This is a genomic window from Occallatibacter riparius (assembly GCF_025264625.1).
GTDB lineage: Bacteria > Acidobacteriota > Terriglobia > Terriglobales > Acidobacteriaceae > Telmatobacter > Telmatobacter riparius.
In genome coordinates this window covers 4,777,845-4,794,451 of sequence record NZ_CP093313.1, presented here as the reverse complement: position 1 = coordinate 4,794,451, position 16,607 = coordinate 4,777,845, and the positions used below count along the sequence as shown (strand labels likewise).

Annotated in this window: 14 protein-coding genes; 7 read left to right on the top strand and 7 right to left on the bottom strand. The window is 62.0% G+C overall.

Translation table 11 applies throughout. The features are described 5' to 3' along the window. Positions 1–95 precede the first annotated feature (95 nt). Together MOP44_RS19465 and MOP44_RS19460 are read left to right on the top strand one after the other, a co-directional pair. Positions 96–1,346, top strand: coding sequence for an FtsX-like permease family protein (locus MOP44_RS19465; protein WP_260791916.1), 1,251 nt, complete (start codon positions 96–98; stop codon positions 1,344–1,346). A 161-nt stretch (positions 1,347–1,507) separates the two neighbouring features. After that, complete coding sequence (locus MOP44_RS19460; protein WP_260791915.1) at positions 1,508–2,041, top strand: GNAT family N-acetyltransferase; 534 nt, start codon at positions 1,508–1,510, stop codon at positions 2,039–2,041. Here MOP44_RS19460 and MOP44_RS19455 read toward each other — a convergent pair. The 6 genes from MOP44_RS19455 to MOP44_RS19430 all read right to left on the bottom strand — a co-directional run bounded on the left by MOP44_RS19455 (position 2,020) and on the right by MOP44_RS19430 (position 8,303). After that, entirely contained in the window at positions 2,020–3,258 is a 1,239-nt protein-coding gene (locus MOP44_RS19455; protein ID WP_260791914.1) for a DUF763 domain-containing protein, read from the bottom strand. The genes MOP44_RS19460 and MOP44_RS19455 overlap by 22 nt on opposite strands. A 37-nt stretch (positions 3,259–3,295) precedes the next feature. Further along, complete coding sequence (locus tag MOP44_RS19450) at positions 3,296–3,559, bottom strand: hypothetical protein (RefSeq protein WP_260791913.1); 264 nt, start codon at positions 3,557–3,559, stop codon at positions 3,296–3,298. A gap of 126 nt (positions 3,560–3,685) precedes the next feature. Next, entirely contained in the window at positions 3,686–4,702 is a 1,017-nt protein-coding gene (gene lpxD, locus MOP44_RS19445) for a UDP-3-O-(3-hydroxymyristoyl)glucosamine N-acyltransferase (RefSeq protein WP_260791912.1), read from the bottom strand. Positions 4,703–5,182: 480 nt separating this feature from the next. Continuing rightward, positions 5,183–6,094, bottom strand: a complete 912-nt coding sequence (locus tag MOP44_RS19440) for a lysophospholipid acyltransferase family protein (RefSeq protein ID WP_260791911.1) — start codon at positions 6,092–6,094, stop codon at positions 5,183–5,185. 247 nt (positions 6,095–6,341) lie between these two features. Further along, a complete protein-coding gene (locus MOP44_RS19435) occupies positions 6,342–7,034 on the bottom strand; it encodes a lipid-binding SYLF domain-containing protein (RefSeq protein WP_260791910.1) in 693 nt (230 codons plus the stop codon). A gap of 573 nt (positions 7,035–7,607) precedes the next feature. After that, complete coding sequence (locus MOP44_RS19430; RefSeq protein WP_260791909.1) at positions 7,608–8,303, bottom strand: response regulator transcription factor; 696 nt, start codon at positions 8,301–8,303, stop codon at positions 7,608–7,610. Positions 8,304–8,743: 440 nt separating this feature from the next. Here MOP44_RS19430 and MOP44_RS19425 point away from each other — a divergent pair, with 440 nt between their 5' ends. Then, positions 8,744–9,052 carry an HU family DNA-binding protein gene (locus MOP44_RS19425; protein WP_260791908.1) on the top strand — a complete coding sequence of 103 codons (309 nt, stop codon included), beginning with the start codon at positions 8,744–8,746 and terminating at the stop codon, positions 9,050–9,052. A gap of 598 nt (positions 9,053–9,650) precedes the next feature. Further along, positions 9,651–10,826 carry a hypothetical protein gene (locus tag MOP44_RS19420; protein WP_260791907.1) on the top strand — a complete coding sequence of 392 codons (1,176 nt, stop codon included), beginning with the start codon at positions 9,651–9,653 and terminating at the stop codon, positions 10,824–10,826. Positions 10,827–10,996: 170 nt separating this feature from the next. Here MOP44_RS19420 and priA read toward each other — a convergent pair whose 3' ends face one another. Then, positions 10,997–13,531, bottom strand: a complete 2,535-nt coding sequence (priA, locus tag MOP44_RS19415; protein WP_260791906.1) for a replication restart helicase PriA — start codon at positions 13,529–13,531, stop codon at positions 10,997–10,999. 253 nt (positions 13,532–13,784) lie between these two features. Here priA and MOP44_RS19410 point away from each other — a divergent pair, with 253 nt between their 5' ends. The 3 genes from MOP44_RS19410 to MOP44_RS19400 all read left to right on the top strand — a co-directional run bounded on the left by MOP44_RS19410 (position 13,785) and on the right by MOP44_RS19400 (position 16,605). Next, entirely contained in the window at positions 13,785–14,570 is a 786-nt protein-coding gene (locus MOP44_RS19410; RefSeq protein ID WP_260791905.1) for an ROK family protein, read from the top strand. Then, positions 14,567–14,947: a hypothetical protein gene (locus tag MOP44_RS19405; RefSeq protein ID WP_260791904.1), complete on the top strand. Its 381-nt coding sequence runs from the start codon at positions 14,567–14,569 to the stop codon at positions 14,945–14,947. Before MOP44_RS19410 ends, MOP44_RS19405 begins: the two co-directional genes overlap by 4 nt. Positions 14,948–15,084: 137 nt before the next feature. Next, positions 15,085–16,605: a thioredoxin family protein gene (locus MOP44_RS19400; RefSeq protein WP_260791903.1), complete on the top strand. Its 1,521-nt coding sequence runs from the start codon at positions 15,085–15,087 to the stop codon at positions 16,603–16,605. Positions 16,606–16,607: the final 2 nt, after the last annotated feature.

Here is a 16,607-nt window from a genome sequence, read left to right as displayed (position 1 = left end):
ACAAACAACCGCAGATCCTTCGACTTCGTTGGCGAAAAGCGCGCCAACTTCGCTCAGGATGACAACTCAGTTGATGATCCGACAAAGGTTGAACGATGCGGTTTGAACTGTTCGTTGCGGCGCGGTATCTGCGGGCCAAGCGCAGGCAGGCGGTAGTGGGCGTGGTCACGTCCATCTCGATTGCCGGCGTGGCTGCGGGCGTGGCGGCATTGATCATCGCATTGGCGATCACGAACGGGATGCGGCGCGACCTGCAGGATCGTCTGGTGGACACGAGTGCACACGTGCAGTTGATGCGCGTGGAGGGCGACGGCATCCGCGACTGGCGGCCGCTGCTGGAGCGGCTCCGGAAGGTACCGCATGTGACGGCGGCTTCTCCAGGATTGTATGAGCAGGTACTCGTGGCGCGGGGAGCGCGGGATGGCGGTGCGCTGATTGAGGGCGTTTTGCCGGACCAGGAGATTACGGTGAGCAGCCTGCTGAAGCAGGCGACACCGGGGTCCGTTGCGGCGTTGCAGCCGCTGCCGGAAGGAACTACTCCGAAGCCAGGCGATCTGCAGCCGATTGTGCTGGGATCAGACCTGGCCGAGACAGTTGGAGCGACGATCGGCGATCGCATTATTCTCATCAGTCCGCAGGGCGAGATGACTCCGTATGGGCAGATACCCAAGATGGTGCCGTTCCGGCTGGCGGGGACTTTCCACTCGGGCTTTTATCAGTACGACGCGAGTTGGGGCTTTATACGCCTGGCGGATGCGCAAAGGCTGTTCGATGAGCCGGATTTGCTGAGCGTGATCAGCTTCAAGGTCGACAACCTGAACCGCGCGCCGGAGGTGGGACGCGCGATTGAGCAGGCCGCGGGCAAAGGCTTCATGACCAACAACTGGATGGAACAGAACCGCGAGTTGTTCCGCGCGTTGCGGCTGGAGCAGGTGGTGACGTTCATCATCATCACGCTGATTGTGGTGGTGGCGGCGCTGAACATTCTGATTGCGCTGACCATGATGGTGATGGAGAAGACGCGCGATATCGCCGTGTTAATGAGCTTCGGCGTCGATCCAATGCAGGTGCGGAGGATTTTTCTGCTGCAGGGCTTCCTGATCTCTGTGGTGGGCACATTGGCGGGGCTGGTGATGGGGTATATCGCGTCGTGGGCAGGCGGGCACTATCACTTCATTCATCTGTCGGCCGAGGTGTACTCGATCGACACGCTGCCATTTGCGCCGCGGGTAATCGATGGCGTGATTGTGGCGGCGGTGTCGATTGGGGTGTCGCTGCTGGCTACGCTGTATCCGTCGGTGGCGGCTTCGCGGATTCTGCCGGCTGAGGCGCTTAGGTACGAGTGATCACTGGTTAGTGCTACTGGCTAAGTGATCGGGTGATCAGGTGGTCAGATGGTCGGGTCATCAGGCTGACCTGGTAATCGTGATCAGGTGCTCAGGTCACCACACTTGAGAGACTAACGTCACAAGAGCTGGCGCAGAATTGGTGCTAGATTACCGGTACCATGATCCTCATTCGTAAGGCGGAGCCGGACGACGCGGCTGGGATCGCGCACGTGCATGTACAGAGCTGGCGCACCACCTACAAGGGAATCGTTCCCGATGCTTACCTGGATGCTCTGGACGAGCCAGACCGCACGCAGTTGTGGCAGGATCTTCTCGGGGGTGACTACGACACCTTCGTAGCCGAACGCGAGGGGCTGATTGTTGGATTCATCATGGGCGGGAGATGCAGGGACCGCACCCAACAATGCGATGGAGAGCTCTACGCTGTGTACCTGCTGCAGGAGGAGCAGCGGGCCAGGATCGGGAAGGACCTGGTGCGCGAACTGGCTCACGCGCTTAGGCGTCGCGGACTGCGGAAGATGGCGGTGTGGGTTCTGGCGAGGAATCCGGCGAAGACGTTCTACACGCGCTTGGGAGCACACTTTGTGCGCGCCAAGCAAATCGAGATTGGCGGCGCTCCGCTGATGGAGCATGCGTACGTGTGGGATGATCTGGAGTCGCTCATGCGCCGCTATGTCGTGTCGAAGCCTTGAGCAGGGAATAGCGGCAACTGCGGATCGGCGGGCTTGCGGCGCGCGCTGCGGCGGTCGTCGAATACTGTGCGGCCGTTGAGCGAGGGTGAGATCTCTCGCTCGTGCTCGAGGGCGGCGGTGAAGTCGGCGAGCGGATCGCGGTTCTGCTCGACGGCGCGAGTGAGCTTGTCGAGGCGCCGGAAGCCTTCTGACTTCTCCGTGTGGCCGAGACGGGTTGCGTCGAGCGAGCGGCGAAGCACGGCGAGGGATTCGTCGTAAGTCTTGAGGGGCACAGGGAACGGGTGCCCGTCTTTGCCTCCATGGGCCCAGGAGAAGCGCGCGGGATCGGAGAATCGGCTGGGCGCGCCGTGGACGACTTCCGCGATGAGAGCGAGCGACTGCAGGGTACGCGGACCGAGGCCTTCGACCAGAAGCAGAGAGGCAAAATCGCGGAGGTCCTGTTCGTGCGCCACGGCGAGGACTGCGCCGAGTCGCTTGAGGTCGACATCTTCGGCGCGAACGTCGTGATGGCGCGGCATGACGAGTCGGCGGGCTTCGTCGATTGAGGCCTGGACGGGCTGGCCGGCGATGGTGAGCAGGGCTTGCTGGGCAGAGGTGGCGCGGGAATCGACGAGGTTGAGGATTTCGCCCTGGGGACGGCCGAGGATGGCGGTGTGCGGGTCGTGGACGAAGTCGCGCACCGCGGGCGAATGCCAGTGGTAGCGGCGGGCGAGGCCGGTGGCGTCGTTCATGCCCTGCTGGATGACGGACCACTCGCCGGAGGTGTGGATGACAAAGGTGTGCAGGTAGAGCTGGAAGCCGTCGGCGATGGCGTTGTTGTCGATGCGGGCGGTGAGGCGGCTGGTGCGGGCGAGAGTGTTGCCGTCGAGGCCGCTGCGGGCGGAGAAGTCGCGGAGTTCATCGGGGGTTCGCTTAGAGTGACGGCCGCGGCCGCCGCAGATCTGGAAGCCGAGTTCGGAGAGACGCGGGTTGAGGCCGCGCTTGAGCGCACCCATGACGGAGGTGGTGATTCCGGAGGAGTGCCAGTCCATGCCCATGACGGCGCCGAAGGCCTGGAACCAGAAGGGGTCGCTGAGGCGGGAGAGGAATTCCGACGGGCCGTAGTGGAGGACGATCTGCTCGGTGATGGCGGTGCCGAGCTCGGTCATGCGGGTGGCGAGCCATTGGGGGACACGTCCGCCGTGGAGGGGGAGATCGGCGGTGCCGGAACGCTTCACTTGTCTATTGTTGCCTAAAAACGGGCGACGGGGAATATCAGGCGAAGAAGCTGATGGAGTTGGAGGATGGGGATAGCCTGAACTCGGGTGTGGTTTCGTTGGCTGGTTCGGGGTCGAGGTCGTCGTCTTCGTCTTCGAGGCCGCGGGAGGGGTTGCGGCTGGGGGAGTAGGAGTCGTCGCGCTGCTGGTGACGGAACTCGGTGGCGAAGACGCCGGTGAGGTCGGGGTTGTTGCCGGAACCAGGAGGCGAAGGGCGGACCGCCTGGACGGGACGGATGGCGTTTACCGGGCCGATGTCCATGGGGGTCCTCCCTTCGCGGATAGGGAGGTTATCGGCGGGTGGGGCGGGGACTTTAATGACGGTGGTGTGGAGTGTCGCGCTTTGAGACAGCTTTAAAGTTCACAGTTCGTAGTTCGTAGGTCACAGTTAGTTACTACGGTCGCTCGGCTTGGAGCGTTTGGCGAGGCGGGCTAGGACGGCTTGTTCGCGGAGGACCTGCTTGAGGGGGCGGGCGGGGGTTCCGTAGAGGACGGTGCCGGGCTCGGCGGCGGCGGTCTTGCCGTTGAAGACGCCGGACTGGCCTCCGAGGATGACTCCGGGGGCAACGTGGGCGTGGTCGCCAATGCCGACCTGGCCGGCGAGGACTGCGGACTTCCCTACCGTGCTGGAGCCGGAAATGCCGGTGAGGGCGACGAGGATGACGTCTTCGCCGATGTCACAGTTGTGGCCGACGTGGACGAGGTTGTCGATTTTGACGCCGCGACGGATGCGGGTTTCGGCGAGTGCGCCGCGGTCGATGGTGGTGTTGGCGCCGATTTCGACTTCGTCTTCGATCACGAGGGTTCCCTGCTGGGGAAACTGGGTGTAGGCGCCGTTCTGGGGGTTGCGGACGTAGCCGAAGCCATCGGCGCCGAGGACTGCACCGGCGTGCACGACGACCCAGTTGCCGAGTGTGGTGCCGGGATAGAGGACGGCGCGTGGGTGGATGTGGCAGTAGTCGCCGATGTCGACGCACCGGCCGATGACTGCTCCCGCTTCGATGCGGGTGCGTGCGCCGACGTGGGCGTTGTCTTCAATGACGGCACAGGGACCGATGGTGACGTCTTCACCAAGCTGGACCTTGGAGCCGATAACTGCGCTGGGATGGACTCCGCCGACGGGGAGGGCGGGCTTGAGGAGCTTGGCGGCGCGGGCGAACCAGAGGCGGGGCTGCGGGGTTTCGACGACGCATTTGGCGGCGGGGTAGGAACCGACGAGGCCTTTGCGAAGGACGACGGCTCCGGCTTTGCTGGCTAGGGCGTCTTCGGCGGAAGCGGAGTCTTCGGCGAAGACGATGTCATTGGCGCCTGCGCGGGAGGGTGAGGTGACGCCGCGGAGGCGGTGGTCAGGGCTGCCCTGCGCGAGTGTGCCGCCCAGGCGTTCGATTAGGTCGCTGAGTTTCATTCGACTACAAGATTACGGCGTTGACGGGATGAGTACCCAAGCCCGCACCGTTATTTCTGACGAATAGTGACTCGGTCATCCCCATCGACGACCTCAATCCGGCATCGCTTTCCCCTGCTGAGGACTGCCCTTTCAATTCGGTTAAGTGTCAACGTCAGGCGTTCCTCTGGGATAGGATCAGATTCGTTATCCCAGCAGACCGGATCGGTCAGCGAAACCACCCACCTCTTGGGCGTGAAAAGCTCCCGCGCAATCGATGAATACCAGTAGTACCAAGGCTCGGAAACGAACTCTCTCGTAAAACCACCAGTGATGTGCCTGTCGCCCTCGATATAGCGCATCTACTCATACGGCAGCCAGATCATGTGGACAACGGCGTCATCGACGGAGACGCCCTTTGACCGCGCGAGGTGCTGCTGAATCTCTCTTTCATCCGATTCCTTGATCCGCTTGATCTAGTGTGGCCTCTCGGAATACAACTCAATACACGCCAGCTTCTCCTGGCGCCCGGGTTTTCCAGCGGCGGTGGATCCAGAGCCACTGGTCGGGGTAGCGGCGGATCCAGGATTCGAGGACGTCGTTGCACTGCTGGGTGAGCGCGAGGATGTCGGCTTCGTGGGCTGATTCAGGTTTGGGGGTGCGGGTGAAGTCGAGCTCGGGGCCGAAGTGAAGGACGTACTGCTGCTCCTTCTCTTCCCAGAGGCAGAAGCCGGGGAGGACGGCGGCTCCGGTTTTGAGCGCGACGCGGGCGAGGCCGGAGGCGGTGCAGGCAGTCACGCCGAAGAACTTGACGAACTCGCCCTGGGGCGGGGTCATGTTCGTGTCCATGAGGATGCCAACGGTCTGGCCGGAGCGCATGGCGGTGAGGAGGCCGCGGGCGAAGTCGTCTTTGTGGAGGACGCGGTTGCCATGGAGGCAGCGGATGCCGTTGACGTACTCGTCGAGGACGCGGTTGTCGAGGCGGCGGATGACCATGCCCATGGGGTACCCCATGAGGGAGTGGTAGAAGCTGGAAAGCTCCCATGCGCCGAGGTGGCCGGTGAGAATGAGCACGCCTTTGCCGCGGGCGCGGGCGGCGAGGTAATGGTCGAGGCCCTCGGTGCGGATCCAGTTGCGGGTGTTTTCGGGCGTGTAGCGGGGCATGCGGCAGAACTCGACGAGTTGCCAGCCGAGATTGCGGTAGACGTGGCGCAGGATTTTTTTCTTAGTGTTGGGCGGGAGTTTGGGAAGGGCAAGATCCAGGTTGCGCTGGCCGACGCGGCGGAGGCGGGACAGCGCTATGTAACAGGTGAAGGTGAGGATGCGGACGAGGATGCGGGAGATACCGCGGGGCAATCGGCCAAGAGTGCGCGCGACGGCCGTGACCAGCCAGTATTCGAGGCGTTCCTGCATGCGTAAAGATCAAGTGTAATTGCTGCGGAACGCTGGGAGAAGAAGCAGATTCCCTGACGGGAATGACAGAAAGAAGAGCAAAACCGAGCGGTCAGGTTCGTGCTTTCCCACCCTGTCGACAGAAAGAAGTCGACAGGATGGGGCACGGTTGGTCTTAGGAGGAACGGAGACCAGAAAAGCGGGTCCTTCGCCTGCGGCTCAGGATGACGAATCTACGATCGATTCGAGACGTGCAGGCCGAAAATCATCATTCGCCGCGCTTGGCGGCAACGAAGTGGTGGGCCACGTCTTTGACGAAAGGTACTGCGCCTACGGGGACGTCGACCGTGCCGGTGAGGATCTGATCGGCGCCGAGCTCGCGGCCGAAGTAGAGCTGGGTGTCGTCGGTGTTCTGGCTGACTACGGTGCCGTCAAGATCGATACCGGCGAAGAGACCCTTGCTGCGCGAGTAGGTGAGCAGCTCGGCGTTCATCTTCCAGTCGGTGGCGGCCTGTCCGTTGCGGCCGACGGGACCGGCCGCGGCTGCGGCGTCAGCGCCGATCTTGAACTTATTGCGGAGCAGATCCTGGAAGCCCTGCTTGTTCACGGCGATGAGGACGAGGTCCGTGGACTGCGCGCCGATCTGAAGGCCCCAGGAACCGCCTGCCATACGGATGAAGACGGGGGCGCTCCAGCCATGGCCGGTGCGGCAGGTCACGACGCCCTGGCCGTACTGACCGCCGAAGACGAAGGCGCCCTTCTTGAGGCCAGGGACGACGCCGACGCAGGTGGCGTGCTGGAGGATATTGGCCGGGATGCTGCTGTCCTGCGCGCCCATGATGGCATCGAGAACGTCTTTGGCCGAGTCAACGCGCGCCTGCAGCTCCTCGCGGGAAGAAGCGGCGAAGGCGGTGCAGGAGAGCAGGAGGCACAGGGAAACAGTTGCAAGCAGCTTCTTCATTCGTAAATCCTTTCGGCCCGCTCAGGGGCGGGGCGTTGCAGGTACAGACGCAAACGGCGCGAGGAAGTCGCGGACGGGGCGTCCTGTCTGCTTCAGGCTACCGCCATGTGATGGGAATAGGGAGGGGGTGGTATCTAGAGAGCTATTAAGCAGCAGGGGGCGGACAAAGCAGGCAATAGAGATTAGGAAGTAGGGAGTAGGAAAACGCGATCGAGGTGGCGGGGCAAAAAAAAGAGGAGTTCTTCGGCGTACCGGAGAACTCCTTTCCCCAGATCTGCGTTGTTTCTGACATGAGTTTCGCGGGGATGGGTATTTGTAACAAGAGTACGGAAGGACAATGGATTTTAGTAACCATGCCGTTACCGCAAAGGTAACCGGGGTATCCACCAGGTTTAGGCGGGTTCTTGGACTCCAGCGCAAAATGCGTACTTCCCTGCTTCCCGGGAACGCGTTGGCTGAATGGGAACAGCAGATCCTTCGCCGCGGTTAAGGATGACAAGGTTATCTTTTCACCGACTTGCGGACAGCTGAAGCACGCCAGGGAGATTCAAGATGAGGAGCAGACGTGGGGGGTCAGTCTTCTTCGGCGGAGCGAGGGGGGTGTTGGCCTTCCGGCAGGAGGGAACGGTTCATAGCGCGGGTGGTCAGCTGGATGCGGTTCTCGGCGCCGGTCTTGCGCATGAGGCGGCCTACGTGGGCCTTCACGGTGCGTTCCTCGATTTCGAGCTCCTCTGCAATTTCGCGATTCGACTTAGCTTCGAGTATTAACTTCAGGACCTGGCGTTCGCGGTCGGTAAGTTGCGCACCGGGTGCGATCACCTTGCTGCCGCTAATACCAAGAAGTTCGTCGATGAGCCGGGAGAGCAGGCGGCGGGGGGCCCAGATAGAGCCGCTCACGACGATGTCGATGGCCATGCGGACGGTTTCGGGGGTGGCGGAGGAGTAGAGGTAGGCGCGAGCGCCGGCGATGATGGCTTCGAGGACCTTGTCGTCGTCGTCGGGGCCGATGACGATCTGGCGCATAGCGGGACGGGAGCGGCGCACGACTTCAAGGGTGTGAAAGCCGCCGTCAGCGGAGTTGAGATCGACTACCAGGTATTCAACCTCTGGGTTCGAAAGCAGCTTTTCGAGGGTATCGAAGACGGGCAGGAGGCGGGGCTGATCGGGAGGGGGGGCCTGTTCGAAAATCATGGTGAGGCCCTGGAGACGGATCTCCTCGCCGGCGAGGACGCCGATGCGAATCGGCTGCGGGGTTCTATCTATGGACACGCATTACTCCGTACCAGGCTGAACTGGGAACCTGCCTCGGCCATTTGGGTAACTTAGAGCTGGGTCAAGAAATGCAACGTTTTGCGGCTGTGGGCCTGTGAGGGCGGGATGCTGCGGTAATCCGGTTCGCCGTCAAATGGCTTTCACAGGTTGATAACCGTCGGTGCTTTCATCCTACGGGAGTTAGCGGTCAAAGACAACGCGGGACCGAGCTGGCTGGGGCCGGGACGTAGGAATGGGAAGAAAATCGAGCAAGGGATCAAATTCGGCAGTTCCCCAAACGGCGCAAAACCTGTAGCATCACTAAGGTAGAGCGCTTGAGCGGCAGCTCAGAACCGATTTCAGCGAGAGCTGAGATCGTTCCGGACCCAGCACGAAGCAGTCGGACGAGCGAAGGCGTTGAAGCGTGCGGTTGAAAATTGCTATTGCGAGGTTCCCCATTGATTAAGCAGGACATTGTTCATCATGTGATTGAGCGCACTGGCCTGCCTCGGACCAAGGCAGAAGCGGCCGTCGATACGGTGTTCGAAGGCTTGAAGCAGGCTTTGGCAGCGGGCGAACGAATCGAGCTGCGGGGATTTGGCGTGTTCAGCGTACGGGCGCGCAAGACGGGCATTGGACGGAATCCGCGCACGGGGACCGAAGTCAGCATCACGCCGGGCAAGGCGGTCCGATTCAAGCCGGGCAAAGACCTGCACGCGCTGGAGGGCGACAGCTCCGGCGGCAGCACACCTGCAAACGGCGAATAAACCAGGTTGGGCCAGCAGCCGGTTCTAAGAGCCCACCAAACTGGGGTGCCAGGGGTGTGCCTGGGCGTGCCTTCTACGCGGATAATAAGCGGCGAAGCTGTTCCGTCTGCCGAGGATGGGCGTCCCGTCCACGAGTGCGCGCAAAGCGTTTGTGCCATGGGATTCCTCTCCTGCTGCTGGCGGGCAGCGTCCTCACCACGACTGCGAACGGCGCCCTCTTCATGCTGACGATTCGGCCATGCGGCATTCGAAGATGCCGGCGTAAGAGCCGCTGAGCCAAGTCGCGTGCTGCCGGATTGGGTGGGGCTGCTCATTCTGATCCTGACGTTCACGCCGGTTCCGTTTGATAACGCGTGGCTGGCGCAACTGACTGGGATTGATCCGTTCAAGGTGACGCAGTGGTAGCAGCGGGGTTGGCTGTGCTGGCGGAGCTGGCCGATTCTGCAGTGTTGGAGCCTCCGCAATAACCGCAGCGTGGCTCGGGACGTCAGTTGGGTGAACGTGTGCGCGGTAAGCCGGCGCGGTCGTGAGCGTTGCTCTTGATTGCAGTTGCGGTATGATTCTGGCGCGTTCCGATGAGTAGATCCGAGGGGCCTTTATGCGAAGGGTCGGTTTGCTGCTGTGCGTTCTGCTGATTGGAATTCCGGCTGTTGCTCTGGAGAAGGTCAGCGTTCAAGGGCTCGAGGAGCGACTGTCAGGCTGGCACAAAGACTCAGACAAGAAAATTGCAACGCGGCTGTCGAACTTTACGCTCACGGAACGCTTGAGCACTGCCAGGCTTGAACGGATGAGCGCCGCACTTCCCGGTGATAAGTCGCGCATGGCACTGCTGGCGCTGGCCGACGCGTCGGCCTTCCTGATTCCACCCGCCGCCGAGATACCGACCGATCCCGCTCCGGAGATGAAGGTGCAGGGTGAGATTCTCACGCGCGCCGTTGAGTTTGTTGGTCGGGAAACGGAGAGATTGCCGAACTTCATCGCGACGCGGAAGACGACCCGATTCCAAGACACGAAGAACGTTCCGAATGCAAATATCCCGGAATACTTCACACCGGGAGTGTTTCACCTTCTCGATCGAAACAGCGCGCAGGTGCAGTACATCGGCTGGATGGAGGCCGAAGAGGACCAACGCTGGGGCGGATCGCACGGTCCTGCAGGCTGGGTGACTGAAGATCCGGAATCGGCAGCCACCTTTCGTCCATCGCGAATGGGGCTGACGATGCAGGGCATCTTTGGGCCGCTCCTCGCTCACGCAATGCGCGACATCGTCGAATCGAAGGTGGGCTGGAGCCGCTGGGAACGGAGCGCGGCGGGCAAAGTTGCGGTCCTTCGGTTTGCGATCGACAAGAACGACTCGACGTATTACTTGAAGTGGTGCTGCTATATGCGGCCCGGCGGCGGAATGAACGAGTTTGAAGCCGTTCCACCGTATCACGGTGAGATTGCGGTCGAGCCGGAGACAGGGAAGGTTGTACGCCTCACCATCATGGCAGAGCTCGAGAAGGATGCACCGATCACGCGGGCGGGAATCGTGGTGGAGTATGGCCCGATTGAGATAGGAGGCAAGAGCTACTTTCTTCCTCTGAAGGGAATTTCGACCATGCTTGTACCCGCAACTCACGCCGCCAACTGGACGCAGACGAATTACGAAGTCTTCAAGGTGGTGGATAAATTCCCTGTGACGGCGGTGAATGACATACGGTTCGAGAAATACCAGGTGTTCCGGGGAGAGTTGAGGATTGTGCCGGAGTCGGGGGAGCCGCCGGCGCAGTAGATTCAGTTGGCGCCGGAACAGCAGTCGGTGTGGGAATGACAGCAAGAAAAGCAAGAGCATAGACAACTGCAGATCCTTCGACTCCGCTGCGCTTCGCTCAGGATGACAGCGCTGTGGGGGAACTGGCACGCCGCTCACTCCGCTTACTGGGCTGACGAAGGCGCCTCTCGTTACATGAGGCGTTGGGCGTCTACGTCTACGGTGATGTTGCGGCGGGGGATGTTGGCGGTGTCGGCGTGGGCGAGCATGCTGCGGAGGACACCGTTGAGTGTCTGGCGCGAGACGGATTTCAGAATCAGGTGAAAGCGGTAGATGCCCTTGATGCGCGCGACCGGCGCGGTGCACGGGCCCAGCACGCGTACGCCTTGCGGGGCGGTCTGCTGGAACCATTTGCCGAGGATCGCAGACCAGTTGGCGGCTTCTTCAAGTTTGGGTGACTGGATGAGCACGTTGGCGAGGACGCCAAAGGGCGGGTAGTGCATCCAGCGGCGATACTTGAGTTCCTTCTCGATGAAGGCGGCATAGTCGTGCTTGGCGGCGGCGAGGATGGCGTAGTGGTCGGGGTGGTAGGTCTGCACGACGACGCGGCCGGGGAGTTCGCCGCGGCCGGCGCGGCCTGAGACCTGGGTCATGAGCTGGAAGACGCGCTCGGCGGCACGGAAGTCGGGCATGGAAAGCGCGTGATCGCAACCAACGACGCCTACGAGCGTGACGCCGTGGATGTCGTGGCCTTTGGCGATCATCTGCGTGCCGACGAGGAGATTGATTTCGCCGGAGTGCAGGCGGGAGAGCAGGCGTTCAAGATCGTGGCGGCCGCGCACGGTGTCGCGATCCATGCGGCCGATGCGGGCAGTGGGAAAGATTTCAGTGAGACGTTCTTCGCCCTGCTGCGAGCCTGCGCCGAGGTAGTAGAGGTGCTCGGAGTCGCATTGCGGACAGCGCGCTGGAACGGTGCGCCGGTAGCCGCAGTAGTGGCATTCGAGGCGCTGGCCTTCACGCGCGAGCTCGCCTTCGGCGGGCGGCTTGTGATGGGTGAGGGCGATGGCGCAGTTCTGGCACTCGAGCTTGGCTCCGCAGGCGCGGCACATGACGGCGAAGGAATAGCCACGGCGGTTGAGGAGAATGATGGCCTGCTCGCCGCGTTCGAGGGCGGCCTGCGTTTGCTGGATAAGCGAGCGCGAGAAGAGATTTTCCTGGCCGGTCTGCTGGAACTCGCCGCGCATATCGACTAGCTCAACTTCGGGCAGCGGGCGCTGATTGACGCGCTCGCGCATTTCGATGCGCTTGTACTTCGACTGCTCGGAGTTGTGCCAGGTTTCAAGTGAGGGCGTGGCGGAGCCGAGGACGACGACGGCGTTGGCGAACTTGGCGCGCATGACGGCCACGTCGCGTGCGTTGTAGCGCGGGGTCTCTTCCTGCTTGTAGCTCTGGTCGTGCTCTTCATCGACGAGGATGAGGCCAAGGTGGGGCACGGGCGCGAAGATTGCGGAGCGCGTGCCTACGACGATGGGCGCGTCTCCGTTGCGTATGCGGCGCCACTGCTCGCTGCGTTCTTCAGGCGTGAGTGCGGAATGAAGCAGGGCGACCTTGCTGCCGAAGGCGGCGTCGAGGAGGCCGGCGGTCTGCGGCGTGAGGCCGATTTCGGGGACGAGGAGGATGGAGGCAAGGTTGCGATCGAGCGCGCGCTGCATGGCGGCGAGGTAGACTGCGGTCTTGCCTGATCCAGTGACGCCGTGAAGCAGGAAGGGGTGGAATGCGCCGAGTGCGGAAGCGATGGAGGCGAGTGCTTCTGTTTGCGACTCGTTGAGGCGGATGGGCGGGCTGGAGCGCTCGATGCCGCCGAGGCGGAAGGCGGCAGCGCGTTCGTCGATGCGGACCAGGCCGCGCCGGACGAGGGTTTGCAGTGTGGCATTGGAGAGTCCGCGTTTGCGCAGCTCGAGGATGGGGATTTCGCCACCGCAGGCGGCGAGCTCGGCGAGGATGGCTTGCTGGTTCGTAGAGAGAGCGGGCAGGCGCGCTTCAGGAATGAGGACGGCGAAGCGCTCGGTGCGACGTGCGTCGCGCTCGGCGGCGGCGGTTTCGCGCGCGATCCATTTTTTGCGGACGAGGGCGGCGAGATCGGAGAGAGACGCGCCGGAGGCGGTGCGCAGCGTGGAGACTTTGACGGGATCACCGGAGGCGAGGCGCTCGAGGATGCGGCGCGGCGTGTTTTGTTCTTCGCCGGTGTTGTCGTTCTTCGCAGGCTTGCGCGGATTGGCGGTCTTGTTCGCGAAGGGGATGCCGGACTGGTTTTCGAGCGAGTTGGCGAGGATGTCGCGGCCGAGGTCGGTGATGCGGTAGTAGACGGTGCGGCTGACCTCGGCCATGAGAGGCAACATGCCGCGGAGGACTTCGCCGATGGGGGCGAGGTAATATTGCGCGATCCATTCGGCGAGGGAGAGAAGGGCTTCGCTGAGGAGCGGTTCGGCTTCGGCGCTGGACTCGAGGCTCTGGTCTGCAGTTTGATCCAGTACGGCTTCGAGATAGCGGGCTTCGAAGTCGGCAGGCGCGGTGTTGCTGACGCTCATGACGACGCCGATGAGCTTCTCATTGCGCAAGGGGGCGATGACGCGGGAGCCGCGCTGCGGATATTGGCCGTCGGGGGCCGCGTAGGTGAAGGTGCGGTCCAGCGGGACGGGCAGCGCGACTTCGCAGTAGAGAGGCATGAAGGGCAAAGTCCAGTTTAGTAGGCACCTGCGGTGCGGCCAACTGCGGCTTCGCCGCCATTCTTGGCCGTAATGCGGTCGTGCTTTCCCACCCTTGCGGCAGAAAGAAGCCGCAAGGGCGGAGTTCCAACATCAGAAAGACGAAAAGCAGATTCCCTCCGGGAATGACAGAAAGAAAAACAAAGGCAAAGGCGATTACTTTTCTCTCCCTCGTTCGCCTCTCCCTATCCCTCATTCGATACAATTCCGGGTGATGAAACCTAAAGCTTCGGCCAAGCCCACTGCTGCCTCGCAGGCACTCTCGACGAAATCTCTCGGACCAATCACCCTGGCAATCGACATTGGCGGATCGGGATTGAAGGCCATGCTGCTGGACGCGGCCGGAAACCCGGTGAGTGAGCGGGAGCGCATACCGACGCCGGCGATTCCAACGGCGAACGCGGTAATGAAGGAGCTCGACAAGCTGCGGGAGTTGCTGCCGAACTTCGATCGCGTGTCGGTGGGATTTCCTGGCGTGGTGAAGCGCGGGGTGACGATGAGCGCATTCAACCTGCACCCCACGTGGAGTGGATTCCATTTGCAGCTCGAGTTGGAAAAGCGCTGGAAGAAGCCGGTGCGCGTGGCGAACGACGCAGCGATCCAGGGCTATGGTGCGATCAAGGGCGATGGGATCGAGATGGTCATCACGCTGGGGACGGGCATGGGAAATGCCGTGTATACGTCCGGGCGGCTGGTGGCGATGGAGTTGGGGCATCATCCGTGGAAGAAGTTCACGTACGAGGACTACATTGGGCGGCGCGGGCTGGACAAGTACGGCAAGAAGCGCTGGAACAAGTACGTGCTGGAGATGATCGATCAGTTGCGGAATACGTTCAATTGGGATCGTCTCTACCTGGGCGGCGGGAACACGAAGAAGATCGAGTTCAAGCTGCCGGACGATGTGACGGTGGTGTCGAATGAGACCGGCCTGCTGGGCGGAGTGGCGCTGTGGCGGGATGACACGCTGAGCGAGCATGCAACTCGCCGAAACGCTCGATGAAGGCCGGCGAAACATTGCGCGCGATGGTGCGCGCAGGATTGTGGGTCGGCGCCGTTGGTTCGCTGTGCTTCACGGTGTATGCGGGCCGGCATAATGCATCCGTGTTGCTGAGGGCATTGTTCGCGGTGTGGGTGCTGTCGCCGTTCGCGGGTCTGTTGCTTGCGGAACGAAGCGCGGAGCGAGTGCCGACGGGGATTGCGAACTCGATGCGCGGCTCGGCGCTGGTGATCATGGTCTGCTCGCTGGGGATCTATGGAGCGGCAGCGATGAGCGGACCAGGCCGCCACACCACATTTGCGTTTCTCGCGGTGCCGGTGGCATCGTGGCTGGCGATTGTGCCGCTGCTGATTGCGTCGCGGATTGTAGCGCGGCGTTGAGGTGGCCTGTGCACTTTCCAGCATGAGCCGAACGTGAAACAATGGCCCGCAAACAATCAAAGGGGCCTTTCATGTGCGCTGGATTTACTTCTGCTTTGCTGCGGGGGATTCTCTGCGTTCTTCTACCAACTGGAGTTGTGGTCGCACAGACTGCTTCAGGACCGAATGGCGGCGCGGCCGCCGGATCGAATACGCCGACAACAACAACGGGGCCTGACGCCCACCTGCCGCCGACGAATGCGAAGCTGAACGGGCTGGCGCACAGGCTGCTGCAGGCGGGGCTGAAGACGAATGCCCTCGCCGACGAGAATCTTGCGCCGTGGCATATCAAGATCGACTACCAGATGCGCAATGATCCTAGCCCCAAGCTGGTGAGCGGGAGCGTCGAGGAGTGGCACGCGGGGCCCTACCAATGGCGGCGGACCTACACCAGTTCCGATGAAGGCGCCACGGGCACCGAGTGGAGCACTTCGCGCACCGAGCGATTCACTTCAAAGCGCGGCATGCGTCCGCAGGGCTATCACTTCCTACTGCTACGGGTGACGCGTCCGGTGATCGAGCCGTTGTATCAGGCAGCGAACGTCAAGCCTGATTACGAGATGAAGGCAGTGCGCACGACCACCGAGGGGGTGACCCTGAACTGCGCGTCGGTAGTGGACGGCGCGCGGTACACGGATGAGCCGGACTTCATTTTCGCGACGACGTGCTTCGACACGGATCTGCATCTACGGCTGACGGTGGCGGGGGATACGACGGTTCAGTTCGACGATGTGCAGATGTTTCAGGGCAAGGCGGTGGCGCGAAACGTCAAAGTGATTCAGCAAGGAAGACTACTGGCAGAGATGAAGGTGTCGGCTCTGGAGGCGCTGCCGGCGGGAAGTGAGGCAGAGGTGAAGCCGCCGGTGGGTGCCGTACCGGAGCCTTACGTGGTGGAGTCGGGAATGCCGAAGCCGGAGTCGGTGTATGAGGTGGCAGCGTCGCTGGGGATGGCCCCCACCTTTCCTTATCGCGGTGCTATACCGGTGCCCATCGTTATTCTGAAAGATGGCAGCGTGAAGGTGCAGCGTGGGCAGTTGGCGGTGTTCTCAACGCAGCTTGGTGATGCGCTGGAGAACGCGATCAACAAGTGGAAGTACAAGCCATACCATGTGGACGGGCAACCGGTTGAAGTGGCGCAGACAGTGTTTTACCCGATCGATGGCAAGCCGTTTGTGCCGTCGTACGACAGGCCAAAGCCGAAGGCGGTGTTGACTGCGCCAGAGGATTTTTCAAGCGCGTACGACCCAAAGCGCGATCCAGCAAAGGATCTGGCGGCGGCGCAGGCGCAGGCCGCGGCTGGCCACAAGCGCATTCTGATGGAAGTGGGCGGCGACTGGTGCTCGTGGTGCAAGATCCTGGACAAGTTCTTTCTGGAGCATGCCGATGTGCGGTCGGCTCGCGATGCAGAGTTCGTGCTGCTGAAAGTGAACTTCAGCGGGAATAACGAAAACGTGGCGTTTCTATCGCAATATCCGGCGATTCCGGGTTACCCATGGATCTTTGTTCTGGATGGTGACGGGAAGCTGCTGAAGTCGGTGGACACGAACACGCTGGAGAGCGGGAATACCGGATACAGCGAGAAGGCGATCAGGGATTTCCTGACGGCGTGGAAGAGGTAGAG

Bases quoted from the DNA above. Each gene is read 5' to 3' on its own strand.
- MOP44_RS19465 (WP_260791916.1), top strand. From the start codon at position 96: ATGCGGTTTGAACTGTTCGTTGCGGCGCGGTATCTGCGGGCCAAGCGC.
- MOP44_RS19460 (WP_260791915.1), top strand. From the start codon at position 1,508: ATGATCCTCATTCGTAAGGCGGAGCCGGACGACGCGGCTGGGATCGCG.
- MOP44_RS19450 (WP_260791913.1), bottom strand. From the start codon at position 3,559: ATGGACATCGGCCCGGTAAACGCCATCCGTCCCGTCCAGGCGGTCCGC.
- lpxD (WP_260791912.1), bottom strand. From the start codon at position 4,702: ATGAAACTCAGCGACCTAATCGAACGCCTGGGCGGCACACTCGCGCAG.
- MOP44_RS19440 (WP_260791911.1), bottom strand. From the start codon at position 6,094: ATGCAGGAACGCCTCGAATACTGGCTGGTCACGGCCGTCGCGCGCACT.
- MOP44_RS19435 (WP_260791910.1), bottom strand. From the start codon at position 7,034: ATGAAGAAGCTGCTTGCAACTGTTTCCCTGTGCCTCCTGCTCTCCTGC.
- MOP44_RS19420 (WP_260791907.1), top strand. From the start codon at position 9,651: ATGCGAAGGGTCGGTTTGCTGCTGTGCGTTCTGCTGATTGGAATTCCG.
- priA (WP_260791906.1), bottom strand. From the start codon at position 13,531: ATGCCTCTCTACTGCGAAGTCGCGCTGCCCGTCCCGCTGGACCGCACC.
- MOP44_RS19410 (WP_260791905.1), top strand. From the start codon at position 13,785: ATGAAACCTAAAGCTTCGGCCAAGCCCACTGCTGCCTCGCAGGCACTC.
- MOP44_RS19405 (WP_260791904.1), top strand. From the start codon at position 14,567: ATGAAGGCCGGCGAAACATTGCGCGCGATGGTGCGCGCAGGATTGTGG.